This window comes from Diplocloster modestus, from assembly GCF_019042245.1.
Classification (GTDB): Bacteria; Bacillota; Clostridia; order Lachnospirales; family Lachnospiraceae; genus Diplocloster; species Diplocloster modestus.
On record NZ_JAHQCX010000001.1, the window covers coordinates 460,214 to 472,357 of the forward strand.

The 12,144-nt window shown below is 49.2% G+C and carries 13 protein-coding genes; 6 read left to right on the forward strand and 7 right to left on the reverse strand.

The window, feature by feature from the left end; all coding sequences use genetic code 11:
* Positions 1–121 precede the first annotated feature (121 nt).
* The gene (gene htpG / locus KTH90_RS02145) at positions 122–2,254 is read right to left on the reverse strand and encodes a molecular chaperone HtpG (protein WP_158352683.1); all 2,133 of its coding nucleotides are present in this window, start codon (positions 2,252–2,254) and stop codon (positions 122–124) included.
* A 248-nt stretch (positions 2,255–2,502) separates the two neighbouring features.
* On the opposite strand from htpG, the gene KTH90_RS02150 reads away from it, so the two are divergent.
* Genes KTH90_RS02150 through KTH90_RS02170 form a run of 5 tightly spaced genes read left to right on the forward strand, consistent with a single transcriptional unit; the run spans position 2,503 to position 7,016 of the window.
* Complete coding sequence (locus KTH90_RS02150) at positions 2,503–3,039, forward strand: RNA polymerase sigma factor (protein ID WP_158352682.1); 537 nt, start codon at positions 2,503–2,505, stop codon at positions 3,037–3,039.
* Complete coding sequence (locus tag KTH90_RS02155; protein WP_158352681.1) at positions 3,032–3,793, forward strand: hypothetical protein; 762 nt, start codon at positions 3,032–3,034, stop codon at positions 3,791–3,793. Before KTH90_RS02150 ends, KTH90_RS02155 begins: the two co-directional genes overlap by 8 nt.
* Entirely contained in the window at positions 3,780–4,631 is an 852-nt protein-coding gene (locus tag KTH90_RS02160; RefSeq protein ID WP_158352680.1) for an ABC transporter ATP-binding protein, read from the forward strand. The genes KTH90_RS02155 and KTH90_RS02160 overlap by 14 nt, the downstream gene beginning before the upstream one ends.
* Positions 4,628–5,788: a hypothetical protein gene (locus tag KTH90_RS02165; RefSeq protein ID WP_158352679.1), complete on the forward strand. Its 1,161-nt coding sequence runs from the start codon at positions 4,628–4,630 to the stop codon at positions 5,786–5,788. The genes KTH90_RS02160 and KTH90_RS02165 overlap by 4 nt, the downstream gene beginning before the upstream one ends.
* Before the next feature lies 1 nt (position 5,789).
* Complete coding sequence (locus KTH90_RS02170; RefSeq protein ID WP_158352678.1) at positions 5,790–7,016, forward strand: hypothetical protein; 1,227 nt, start codon at positions 5,790–5,792, stop codon at positions 7,014–7,016.
* A 30-nt stretch (positions 7,017–7,046) separates the two neighbouring features.
* On the opposite strand, the gene KTH90_RS02175 is transcribed toward KTH90_RS02170, so the two are convergent.
* From KTH90_RS02175 to KTH90_RS02200, 6 genes are all read right to left on the reverse strand, one after another.
* On the reverse strand, positions 7,047–7,550 hold the full coding sequence (locus KTH90_RS02175; RefSeq protein WP_158352677.1) for a DUF5721 family protein: 504 nt from the start codon (positions 7,548–7,550) through the stop codon (positions 7,047–7,049).
* A gap of 112 nt (positions 7,551–7,662) precedes the next feature.
* The gene (locus KTH90_RS02180) at positions 7,663–9,837 is read right to left on the reverse strand and encodes a M56 family metallopeptidase (protein ID WP_158352676.1); all 2,175 of its coding nucleotides are present in this window, start codon (positions 9,835–9,837) and stop codon (positions 7,663–7,665) included.
* A 2-nt stretch (positions 9,838–9,839) separates the two neighbouring features.
* A complete protein-coding gene (locus KTH90_RS02185) occupies positions 9,840–10,175 on the reverse strand; it encodes a BlaI/MecI/CopY family transcriptional regulator (protein WP_158352675.1) in 336 nt (111 codons plus the stop codon).
* Positions 10,176–10,208: 33 nt separating this feature from the next.
* A complete protein-coding gene (locus tag KTH90_RS02190; RefSeq protein WP_158352674.1) occupies positions 10,209–10,739 on the reverse strand; it encodes a M50 family metallopeptidase in 531 nt (176 codons plus the stop codon).
* Positions 10,740–10,858: 119 nt separating this feature from the next.
* Positions 10,859–11,254 carry an HI0074 family nucleotidyltransferase substrate-binding subunit gene (locus KTH90_RS02195; protein ID WP_238726189.1) on the reverse strand — a complete coding sequence of 132 codons (396 nt, stop codon included), beginning with the start codon at positions 11,252–11,254 and terminating at the stop codon, positions 10,859–10,861.
* On the reverse strand, positions 11,241–11,543 hold the full coding sequence (locus tag KTH90_RS02200; protein ID WP_158352672.1) for a nucleotidyltransferase family protein: 303 nt from the start codon (positions 11,541–11,543) through the stop codon (positions 11,241–11,243). The genes KTH90_RS02195 and KTH90_RS02200 overlap by 14 nt, the downstream gene beginning before the upstream one ends.
* Before the next feature lie 292 nt (positions 11,544–11,835).
* Here KTH90_RS02200 and KTH90_RS02205 point away from each other — a divergent pair, with 292 nt between their 5' ends.
* Entirely contained in the window at positions 11,836–12,132 is a 297-nt protein-coding gene (locus KTH90_RS02205) for a hypothetical protein (protein ID WP_158342508.1), read from the forward strand.
* The last annotated feature ends 12 nt before the right edge of the window (positions 12,133–12,144 follow it).

Below are 12,144 nucleotides of genomic sequence, written 5' to 3' on the forward strand. Positions count from 1 at the left end.
GGGCCGGGCCTGATGGAGCCGGGAGGTGGGAACGCCCCTGTCTCCGGCTGCGGTAACCGGGGCATCTGCGGCCGGAGACAGGGGCATTCCCACCTCCCGGCTCCTTCAGGCCTGGGCTTTTTTATTTTGTTAATAGCATCATGATGTCGTTGCTGCGTTTTACGAATTTGGTCATTTCCTCGGGGGTGAGGGGCTTGTGGGCAAGCATGGCCAGATCGTAGAGCTGCTGGCAGATTACAGGAGCGTTTTCTGAATCTTTCTGGTTCAGGACGAACTGGACTAACGGGTGGTTGGCGTTGAGCACCAGGGTGGAGTCGTTGCCGAACATTCCGGGATCCATGCCGTACATGTTGTACATTTTCATCATATCCTGCATTCTGCGGGTTTCTTCGGAAAGTGTGATCAGGGAAGCGATATTTTCGTCCTTTAATTTTTCAACTTTCACATTCAGTTTGTCATTGTTTAATGATTTGCGGAAGATTTCGGTGAGGGCGTCGGTGGTCTCTTTCAGCTCTTCCTCGGATACCTCTTCCTTGAAGTTGTCGGTTACATCAGAGTCGATGCGCTGGAATTTCAGTTCTTCGTGCTGGCGCTCCAGCTGGCTGATGAACGGGGAGTCGATGTTGTGGGACAGGATGAAAGCATCCATGCCTTCGTTTTTAAACATGTTGATATATTGGCTCTGCTGTACCTCGTCGGTGACATAGTGGATGATTGTTTTGGGCTTTTCCTCTTCCTGGGAGGATTCGGAGTCGGCGGGTTCGGAGCTGTCGGCTTCCGAATTGGTTTCTTTGGGCTCTTCGTCTGCGTTGGAAGTGTCCTCGGAGGTAGCGTCGGCGCCGTCGGCGGATGAGGTTTCTTCTTCCTCCTCTTTTTGGGCATCCAGATATTCTTTCAGGGTCAGGTACTTGTGATCCAGGTTTTTGAACAGGATGTAATCGCCCATCTTTTCACAGAATTTTTCATCCTTGATGCAGCCGAATTTTATGAACGGATTGATGTCATCCCAGTATTTTTCGTAGTTCTCGCGGTCTGTTTTGCACATGCCGGTGAGTTTGTCGGCTACTTTCTTGGTGATGTAGTCGGAGATCTTCTTCACGAAGCCGTCGTTTTGCAGCGCACTTCGGGATACGTTCAGCGGAAGATCCGGACAGTCGATGACGCCTTTTAACAGCATCAGGAACTCGGGGATGACTTCTTTTATGTTGTCGGCGATAAATACCTGGTTGTTATAGAGTTTGATCGTTCCCTCGATCGAATCGTACTCTGTGTTGATCTTCGGGAAATAAAGGATTCCTTTTAAATTAAACGGATAGTCCATGTTCAGATGGATCCAGAACAACGGCTCCTTGTAATCCATGAATACTTTACGGTAGAATTCCAGATATTCCTCCCTGGTGCACTCGTTGGGATGCTTGGTCCAAAGCGGAGTGGTGTCACTGATGGAAACCGGGCGTTTCTGGATTTTTACGCGTTCTCTGGCCGGGGAAATCTCTACGATTTCTTTTTCGCCGTTTTCATTTTCCTGCTCCTCGGTTTTGGCTTCCTCGTGGATATGTTCCACGATGACATCGTCTTCCCTTAAATCGGCTTCGTCGATAGTCTCATACTGAGGCTCGGCGTTTTCTTTGGAAAGGAAGATCTCGACGGGCATAAAGGAGCAGTATTTCTCCAGAACTTCCCGCATCCGGTACTCGTTGGAAAATTCCACACTTTCCTCGTTAAGGAAGAGTGTAATCTCTGTTCCCACGGTGGCCTTGCTGCCGTCGGTCATGGTGTACTCGGTGCCGCCGTCACATTCCCAGTGTACGGGCATTGCACCCTCCTTGTAGGAGAGGGTATCGATATGGACATTGTCGGAAACCATAAAAGCAGAATAAAAGCCCAGGCCGAAATGTCCGATGATCTGATCATCGGTGGTCTTGTCCTTGTATTTCTCGAGAAATTCGGTAGCACCGGAGAAGGCGATCTGTGTGATGTATTCCTCCACCTCGTCCGCGGTCATACCGATACCGGTATCGATGAATTTCAGTGTTTTTTCTTCGGGGTTGACGATGATCTGAATGCTGTTTTTGAAGTTGTCCGGGTAGGTGTATTCTCCCATCAGTGACAGCTTTTTCAGCTTGGTGATGGCGTCACATCCGTTGGATACCATCTCACGGACAAAGATATCGTGATCGGAATAGAGCCACTTCTTGATAATGGGGAATATGTTTTCACTGTTGATGGACAGGCTTCCTGTCTTGTTGCTCATGCGTTATTCACTCCTTTTATGTTTTTGTATCAATTATTTTTCTTCTATATCAGTTATATTAATACCCCGCATATCAAAAGTCAAGAAAAAATTAGCACTCAATGAAAAAGAGTGCTAATAATGAGCCTGTACAATGAGTATATTGATAGAATGTGCCGGCCCCCTTAAATATGTTAAAATAATATGCAACGATTCTTACACATTTTACGAATATATAAATGACAGGGATAAAGAGAAGGAGGCCGGGAATGGAACAGGAACAAAAGTGGATCCGCTCTATTTTACACAGGGGAAGCAGAAAAGCCGCGGATCAGCTGGTACGGGCTCATTACGATAAGCTATATGCATTTATTTACCGGCAGGTCGGGTGCAAAGAGGATGCGCTGGATCTGACACAGGACAGTTTTATCGCAGCTTTACACTCCCTTGCCTCCTACGATCCGTCGAAAGCGGGGTTCGGCACCTGGCTGTGCCACATTGCGGCGCATAAGGTGATAGATGCCAGAAGGAAGTACAGGCCTGTGACTGTTTTGCTGGAAGAGGAGGATATCCCGATACAGGAAGACTTTACCGACAGTCTGGCAGACCGGGAACTGGTCCGGCAGATGGAGGAGTATGTGTGCCGGCTGGGCCCACAGCTGCAGGAGATTTTCCGATTGCGGATATACGCGGATCTCTCCTTTCCGAAGATCGCCTCCGTGACCTTGCAGCCGGAGGCAAAGATCAAAGCACAGTATTACAGGTTAATTAAACGGTTGAGAAAGGAGTTTGAAGATCATGAATGATTTTGAAAAGATCCAATTCCCTTCCGGGGAAGAAAAAAACAGAAGTATCCGGATGATACTGGACCGGGGAATCCCGAAACCGAATCGGATGTTGGCGGATCTGTGGGAGACCGCATGCAGGATCGGGGTAAAGGGGCTTTTCTTCGGCGTGGGAGACTGCATGTTTCTGGCCCTTTTGCTGGGAGGATTACTCTGGGCGGGGTGCTTTTTCGCCATGGCTGCCGGCCGGGGCCAGTTCAGTGTACTGCTGTTCCTGGTATCACCGTTTCTGTATGCGCTTCTGCATCTTTTGAGTATATGGAAAGAAATCATGACAGGAACTTATGAGACGATGATGGTCTGCCGGTGCTCCCTTCGCCAGCTGATGGTCCTGCGGATGCTGGTATTCGGGGGCTTCGCGGTCATCCTGCTGACCGGGGTAAGCGCAGGGATCGGGTGGCTGCTGGAAGGAAGCCCCTCCATCCTGAACCTGATGGGCATCTCATTTTCCGCCCTGTTTTTGTTCGCGGCCGCATCTGCGGCGGCGGAATGGAAATGGAGGGCGCCGGGAGCATATCTGGTGGTACCGGCCTTTTGGGTCATATTCAGCCTGATCCTTCTGGTGCTGGGGGAACGTGCGGAGGCTTTTTTGCGGGATATCCCGGCCCTGGTATTCTGGATAGCCGCAGCCTGCAGTGCCGTTTTATATGGTAAAACCCTGAAGCATTACTATTTTGATCCGAAGGAAGGAGCGATTGCGCATGCTGACCGTTGAACATGTGACGAAAAAATATGGAAATTTTACGGCCCTTGAGGATATCAATCTGGATTTTGAGAGCGGTGTCTATGGCCTGCTGGCTCCAAACGGCGCCGGAAAGACCACATTGATCAAGATGCTGACCACCCTGCTGTTTCCGACGAAGGGCAGGATTTTGTGGGACGGACAGGATATATTGTCCATGGGCGGCGAATACCGGGGGCTTGTGGGCTATCTGCCGCAGGAATTCGGTTATTATAAGAATTATTCACCCAGGCAGTTTTTAAGATATATGGCTGCATTGCAGTGTATGGAGCGAAAAGCGGCAGAGGAGCGGATCGGCAGCCTGCTTAAGCTGGTGGCGCTTTCCCACGTCGAAGATAAAAAAATGAAGCAGTTTTCCGGCGGAATGATCCAGCGGGTAGGAATCGCCCAGGCCATGTTAAATGATCCGAAACTGCTGATTCTGGATGAGCCGACAGCGGGTCTGGATCCTAAGGAACGGGTCCGTTTCCGGAATCTGATCCACAGCCTGGCGAAGCAGCGCATCGTCATTCTGTCCACACACATCGTATCTGATATCGAAACCATCGCCGGTAAGATCATTATGCTGCGGGATCATGCCCTGTATTGCTGCGACAGCCCGGCCCGGATCTGTGGGAACCTGAATGGAAAACTCTATGAGGTACCGGCGGATACGGAATTGACAGAGCAGGAGCTGCTGCTCAGTGAACGTCAGGGGGGAGAGAATACTGTGCTGCGGATCGCAGCCGATTTCCCTGTAGCGGGCGCTGTGCCGGTGAGCCCGAATCTGGAAGATGCGTTTCTATATATCTACAGGGAAGATACGCTATGAAGAGAACATGGATTTGCTGGGAAGTGCGCAAACTGTGGGAAATGCCCATGATTCCCATATTTCTGCTGTTCTGCCTGGGATTTAACACCCTGATCATCGTGGGAAACCGGTCTGGCAGTGACGCAGATTCCTACGTAAGCTATGTATCCGGGATAACACAAATAATCGGAGGGCAGATGGGAGAAGGGTTCAGCAGGGCGCTGGCGCAGCTTCCCGAGGAGAATAAATACAAAGACCAACTGATATCCGAGACACTGGGAAGGGAAGATACCCTGGATCAGTTCGACACCAGCCGGTTAAGTGGCCTGTATATCGGTAAATTCCGCATCCAGGGTCTTGCCGCCGGTTTTCTGGAACAAAAATACCGGATATTGGATACGAAAGTAAAAAAACTGGCAGATGAGGACGCGTCCATGAGCCTGGCCGCAGCCGGAAAGACCAAGGAGCTGATGGATGCGCTCTTCCTGAAAATGTGCCGGGCTGTAATCACAGAAGGAATCCTGCTGGCTGTGCTGCTGGCCTTGTATTCCAGCGGGTGCGATGGATTAAGCCGCACAGCCCCGGTCCTTTATTCCAGCAGGGCCGGCCGGCGTATCCAGCTGTCCAAAGCAGCCGCCAGCGGCCTGTCGGCAGCAGCAGCTTATGCGGTCCTGGCTGCCTGCGCGGTTCTGGTATTTGCATGTGTATGGAGACTGGGATCTATATGGGATGCTAATATGTCCAGCCAGTTCAACTATATAACGGCCTTTGGGATGAGACTGCCATTTCTCACCTGGACCTCCTTCTCTGTGGCCGGTTACCTGTGGGCAACGCTGGCACTGGGGCTGGCGGTGGTGATAATCTTTCACGGCCTGGGCTTTGCGGCGGGTCTGATCGCCAACAGTGCTTACAGAGGTTTTTTGCTGTTGCTTGTACCGGCAGCCCTTAATTTTGAAATTATGATGCTGGCCGGAGACAACAGCCTCTGGCTCCTGTACCAGCTCATCCAGTGGTCTCCGGTCACCCTGTGGTGGTTCCAGCCATTGTGGTTCACGGATCTTGGGACGGTTACGGCCCTGCCCTGGCAGGAATGCATGGAAGCGGTGTTCTGCATGGCGGCAGGGGCTGGTATACTCTGGGCGTCCTATCGCCATTATCTGAAAAGGGATGTGATATGAAATGTTAAAAGAAGAGATGAAAAAAATCTGGCGGCCGGGAATCCTGGCAGTACTGATACTGTTAGGATTCGTCTACTACACCATGTATCTGGAATTCTATATTCAGTATTTTCCGAACGGCCCGGAATACAAAGGGATCTACCAGGTAGCCGCCGATTGGGTAAAACGATTCGGAACTACGCTGGAACCGGAAGAGGAGGCGGAAGCAGCCCGGGAGATACCGGCTTTGGAATCCGAGGCTTCCGGATACCTGTCCGTAAACCCTGTCGCCCGGCAGTACGGACTGGCCTCTTATGAAGAATATGAACAATTTTATAACCGGTCGGTACAGAGGATGCAGGGTGAAATGACCACACAGGAACGGGACCGGTACGCAGACGCTATGATTCTGTCTAATTATCTGACCGGAGAAGAAACGGATAATATAGATGGCCGGATCTATGCCACGAGACTCTTTACCCAGATGTATGAACTGTGGGAACAGGAGGGGGTCAACTTCAGGAATAAGGAGTTTATGGACGGATATACGCAGAGGGAATATACTCACGCTGCGGACAGCTTCTTTGGGGAGGATCACGCCTGGAGGAATATTTTGCCGGCTGAATTGCCGGAGGCCTTCTCGACCTATCTGGGCTATGTGCTGATCTGGGTCTGTGTCTCCTGCTGCCTGCTCCTGTCGCCCATGCCGGTTCGGGATCGGATGCGTTCCATGAGACCCCTGCAGTGGAGTTCCAGACACGGCCGGGATATACTTCGGACTCAATTCGCAGCCTCCATGCTGTCCGGCGCAGCATTGACCGCCATCAACCTGCTGGTATTCGGCGGCCTGTTTATGACACACGGGATCCATACCTTCTTTGGGTGCAGGATGTTTTCTTTTATGCACACAGGTTTTTCCTGGATCAATCCCACTTTCGGTGCCTGGTGCCTGCTGCTGGTCTTTCTGATCTATCTGACCGGCATGGGAATAACCGCCATAGCTTTCTTCCTGTCCCTGCACAGCACAAACTATGTGGCCATGCTGCTGAAGCTGATTCCCCTGGTAATCCTAACGGCGCTGCTCTGTCCGCGCCTGTTAATCCGGCTGTTCTATTACGGTAACAGCCTGTATCAGCTGACATCCATCCCGGGGATAGAAGGGTACACGGCCCTGTTAATATTGGCAACGGGCCTGATCCTGTTCATGATCACCAGCCATCGCCAGAAAAGGCAGGAGCTGCTCTTATAATTCTGACCGGCCTTTACGCGTTCTCATCGGTCATTCCCCATCGAAATCTATTTCCTGTTTCCGGAAAAACTTCTGCACCATCTGATCCCAGCTATGATCCAAAGACTTATCCAGGGTGAACACTTTCAAAGATGTCCCGGTGGTACAGCTGACGTTCGTCCCATTATATTTAAAATTAAGAAACAGCCCATTCACATCGTCCGCCGAATAGGGAAGCTGCGTCTGCTCCAGCAGCTTCCCTATATTCGCGGGTGCCAGCAAGAACACAAATTTAAAATTAAGCGGAGTTTTCTTCCCCTTGATCAATTCCAGACAGAAAGGCCGGATCTCCTGCCAATATGAATAGAAACGATCTGTATACTCCGGCGCCTCCAACTCTTCCTTCGTAAAAAAATCCCGTTGCAGCCTGCCATCCACAGTAAAAGTATTAAAAGTAGTTACAACAGCCTCTGACACCAAAAAATGATCAAAGGTGTCCTTCAGCAATAATTTATTCATAAACTTTTTTGTATCTTTTATCTGTAAAGCTATCAAAATCCCACCTCCAGCGCCATAACTCCCATCATTATACAATGGAACTCAGCCGCAGGCAATTTCTTTTTGCACTGGTGTTATACGATGGATCCCTGCCATAAAAGCCTCTGCATTAAAGTTCCCCAAGCATCTGCAGCAGCAGAGAGGATTTGGGAGCTTCTTCTTCCAACTGTTCCGCTCCTTCCTCTATAAGCCGGACCTGAACGGAAGATTTCCAGGCATCAAAGTATTCCTGGCCGGTAGCGGCTTTCAGATCCAGGGCTTCCCCGCCAATGAGGGCATCCATCACATAACGCATGAGATGGCCTTTTAAACCGGTCTGTCCACCGGTTAAAAATTCTGAAAAGATGTAGCGTAACGTAGCGTCCCCGTAATACTTAAGCTCACGGAATTCGAGCGGATGCTCGTCAATATAGCTGGCGGGGGTAGAGGCTGCGGCAGGGGAGGATAGGATCGTGTCAAAAAGCTGTCCGATAAAGGCGTCTGTATCCATCTGCCAGTACTCTGCCGCCTGGGCATAGCATCGCTGGGTCTGGGCAAGGATATGCATTTGTGAATCTATGGCCCCGGCGATGGCTGTGGCAGCGGTCTTTGATGGAAGCCGGCCGAAACGTTTTTCAATATCGGGCCCATAATAACTGCCGTCACGGGGCTCCCAGTAATTTGTCAGATTATAATTTCCATTTTCATCCAGATCAAAGGAAAGAACACAGGGAATATGACTGCCGCCCGTATCGGTGATAGAGGTTCCGTCGTATTGGAACTCCATATAAAGAGCCATGGCATAAACCTCCATCGTCGAAACAGAGGTGTCTGCTTCTTCGGAATAGCGTTCACCCGGCTGTGTCGCCAGTGTCACATGACTTTCGCAGGAATATTCCCCGCCGGCGTGGCTGTCTTTGTTATGCTCCAGAATGGCGGCGGATACGCTCTCATCCAGAGTGGGAAAAGCGTTGTTTTCCGGTGCTTTTGGTTTTTCCATCTGTTCCGTATTCCCAGGATCTTCCTGTAGCGTGTCCTGACCGGCGCAAAGGCTGTTTACATATGCTGAAAAACCGGAATCGGTTATGATATAGCGTTTATCCCGGAAGATAACGTCCGACTTGCCGCTGTCAGGCGCGTAACCGTTTATACGGATCAGGGATCCATCCGCAAGCTTTGCCTCAATGTAGTAAAACGGCGTAAGATCTCTGTATTCATCGCTTTGCGGGGCACCGGATATCCCCATAAGACGTGAGGATAGCTCCTCTAACTCCCCGGATTTCAATTCTCCGATGGAAGGGCCGGAGGATTTCCGCAGATCGCAGGCTGAAGCAGATATCATACCGTTTTCCTTAAAATCGAACCGTAAGCCGGGAGGGTCCGTTAAAAAACATACAGCCAAAACCACACAAGACAAAAGCGCCGCAAGAATCAGCCAAAAGGTGGGTTTCTTGTAATTCAATACATTTTTTATCCTTTGCTTAACCCCGGCTTCCCCAAACGCCAGCGGGCAGGCAGCTATGGTATGGCGGGGGACACTTAAGGACAGCAGGGCCTCTGAATATTCTTTTTTATTCTCCTGGTCCATTTCTTTTACTACCCGCTCATCACAGGCCAGCTCTATATCCCGGCATAACAGGATATACGCCAGCCAGATAAGGGGATTGAACCAATATACAGCCAGGATCAGAAAAGCAATTGGCTTGACCCAGTGATCGTGTCTTTGGATATGAGCCTGTTCATGGGCTACCACATGGGAAATCCCAGGTTCGCAAAGATGGTAAGGCAGATAGATACGCGGCCGGAACAGGCCCAGAACGAAAGGCGAGGCCGCCTTTTCGCTCTGCCAGATATTGTCCCGCAGCCGAATCGCATCAAATAAACGGCGGCGCAGCCGGAGATAGCTGATCGCGCTGTATAGCAGCAGGACCGCAATCCCAAATACCCAGACCATAGCGGCCATATAGGTGAGGATCTGCACAGGATTGGCACTGGCATATGGATCCGGTGCCAGGGACTCGGATAGAACCGGATTGACTGCCTGGTTGAGCATACCTATCCCGCTGTGTATCGACGGTGTTTCGGAATAAAGAATATCGGTGCGGATCACATCGGAACTGGGAATCAGGCTCCAGACACTTTCCCATGAAATCGGGATGACCAGACGTATGCCCACAAGCAGCCAGAGGAAGCAGCGGATGGCTTTCGGCGCTTTCCTTAATAAGAAGCGCAGCAGGATCACGGCCAGAATCATCCAGCCGGCTGTAATACTCATGTTTAGCAGTTTGATAAATAAGATTTCCATCTTCAGCCCTCCCCGTAGGAATCGATCATATGCCGGATAGCCGCGATCTCCTCCGGTGACAGGTCTTTGCGTTTTGAAAAAGAAGCGACAAAGGCCGGTAGTGAACCTCCGAACGTTTTTTCCACCAGTTCATCGATTTCGGCAGCCTGCACCTCTTCCTGAGTGACAAGGGAGGTGACGACGGCATTTTCATTTTTGACCACGCCGCGCATGGACAGACGTTTGATGACCGTATAGGTCGTGGCCTTGCTCCATCCCAGCTTTTCCCGGCACAGCCGTACCAGCTCCGTGCTGTTCACGGGCTCATCCTCCTGCACTATAGAAGGGGCAACTTCCATGGTCGATTGTTTTTGGTGTTTAGATGTTATAGTCTAGTTTTTCCGGGTGATGGTTAACCAATAGTTTTGTATTATTTTTTTGTGCCATGCCAGGATGAGGTTCAGGAGAAATAGTAAGAGCGCTGTTAGTATGACAAGGAGGGGAGAAAGACCGGAGGCATCCAGAAACTGTGTTGCATCATCGCCTACAGGAGCTCTGCCGTTTAAATAAAGCAATGGAACTAGTATCCAGGCAAGGATCGAAAACGTAGGCAGCGCCATAAACAGAAAGGAGAAGAGACGATAGAATACCCCTGCTCTTTCCTTCTGGTAGCATAGCATATACAGGACGGATACCAGAACCGGCAGGAGAAGTCCCGCTGAATAATGCAGCGATGATGTAAATGAAGTATAAACACCGCCAACTGAACTCACATGGGCTCCGAGAATACTGAAACTTGTGATTTTTGCTCCGCATAAAAGGGCGACCAGTGCGTGGCCTCCTTCGTGGAGAACAATATACAGCGGTACCATGATGAATGCACTTAATAACAAGAAGCTGACGGTTTTGACTTTGCTATTCATTGCTGCCTCCTGATTATTAGGGGTGGTTTCTTTTTTGTTCTCTGGGTAGCTGCAGCGTTTAATTGGAGTTAGCTATGGCGGTAAATTGAGTGTGCAGCGCGGTGAACAATTCTTATTTGTTATATTGGTGAATTTATAAGTTTTTCAACCTGTTTTTTTAATGCCAGGAATTCTTCCAAATAGTTCCCAATGATCCGGACGCAATGTTCCTTTACGATCAGGCCATCATAATCATGTACCAGACTGTTTCGCACTTTTAACATTTCCATCCAGATATCATCCTGGATCAAACCTGCCTGAAAGGCACTCCTTAGTACTTCCCTGGGGGATTCGGCCACAAAATCCGTGATCATGTAATACTGGACCAATAGATCCTTCATCACCTTCCATGCCAGATCAAAGGTTATGCTGAACTTCGCGCTGGTTCCGCTGAGTACAAAAGAATCCGACAGGTCACGTTCCCTGGCCTCTGCCAAAGAATTTAAGGAATTTTGATAACTCTCAACCCTTTTCATAAATTTTGCATCCATACAGTTCTATATCCTCCTTCAGCAAAACGTTCCGGCAATTGTCCAGATTCACCAGATCTATGGTATATAGGGTTTCAATATTTTCAATCTTTTCCTTCAGCTCATCGAATTCCGATACCCCGCTTACCGCGATATCGATATCGCTTCTCTCCCTTGCGGTATCCTTCGCACGGGACCCGAATAACACCACTTCCTTGGCATCATACAGGCGGCAGAGCTCCACTACTTTTCCTATTATCTGTTCTACCCGTTTATCATATTTACGATTGTTCATGAACACCCGCCTTTCTGCCATAGAGCTGCCTGTCACTGCGGAATGCTGCTAATATAGGTATTCTGTCAATTGCAGTTCCCGCTTATGTATCAGAGCAATTTTTATTTAAAACTTTTACGGCTTATAACAAAGTATAGACGATTTTTTTGTCTTAGACAACATAAAAAACAGGATCACAGCATCCAAAATAACCGTTGACATAATCTATAGTGCATTATATGATGAACATATAACAGAATATAGGCTAATCCAGAACTTGTACTACAATATCTTGTGAGAAGGATGTGGTCGTATGAACCAGGTTTACAGCAAACAGGCATACAACATTTATCAGGCATCGGATGGTTACATTGTTCACAACACTTTAAAAGATTTTCAGTCGGGGCACACCCATCTGAACAGTTTCAAGTCTGCCAAATATCTGATCGATCTGGCACTACATCGAAGTATTCCGTATCATCTCGACCGTTATCGGTTAATCAGCCTTTCCCGAATTACAGAAGATGAATCCTATAGAGAAAAAATTCTGGAATTAATTCAGAACAAACGTGAGAAAATGTCCTATATCAACTGTAGGAAATGTTGTTAAATTATGTTTGGA

Coding starts and splice junctions, on each gene's coding strand:
- htpG (WP_158352683.1), bottom strand. CDS start 2,254: ATGAGCAACAAGACAGGAAGCCTGTCCATCAACAGTGAAAACATATTC.
- KTH90_RS02150 (WP_158352682.1), top strand. CDS start 2,503: ATGGAACAGGAACAAAAGTGGATCCGCTCTATTTTACACAGGGGAAGC.
- KTH90_RS02155 (WP_158352681.1), top strand. CDS start 3,032: ATGAATGATTTTGAAAAGATCCAATTCCCTTCCGGGGAAGAAAAAAAC.
- KTH90_RS02160 (WP_158352680.1), top strand. CDS start 3,780: ATGCTGACCGTTGAACATGTGACGAAAAAATATGGAAATTTTACGGCC.
- KTH90_RS02165 (WP_158352679.1), top strand. CDS start 4,628: ATGAAGAGAACATGGATTTGCTGGGAAGTGCGCAAACTGTGGGAAATG.
- KTH90_RS02170 (WP_158352678.1), top strand. CDS start 5,790: ATGTTAAAAGAAGAGATGAAAAAAATCTGGCGGCCGGGAATCCTGGCA.
- KTH90_RS02180 (WP_158352676.1), bottom strand. CDS start 9,837: ATGGAAATCTTATTTATCAAACTGCTAAACATGAGTATTACAGCCGGC.
- KTH90_RS02185 (WP_158352675.1), bottom strand. CDS start 10,175: ATGGAAGTTGCCCCTTCTATAGTGCAGGAGGATGAGCCCGTGAACAGC.
- KTH90_RS02190 (WP_158352674.1), bottom strand. CDS start 10,739: ATGAATAGCAAAGTCAAAACCGTCAGCTTCTTGTTATTAAGTGCATTC.
- KTH90_RS02195 (WP_238726189.1), bottom strand. CDS start 11,254: ATGAAAAGGGTTGAGAGTTATCAAAATTCCTTAAATTCTTTGGCAGAG.
- KTH90_RS02200 (WP_158352672.1), bottom strand. CDS start 11,543: ATGAACAATCGTAAATATGATAAACGGGTAGAACAGATAATAGGAAAA.
- KTH90_RS02205 (WP_158342508.1), top strand. CDS start 11,836: ATGAACCAGGTTTACAGCAAACAGGCATACAACATTTATCAGGCATCG.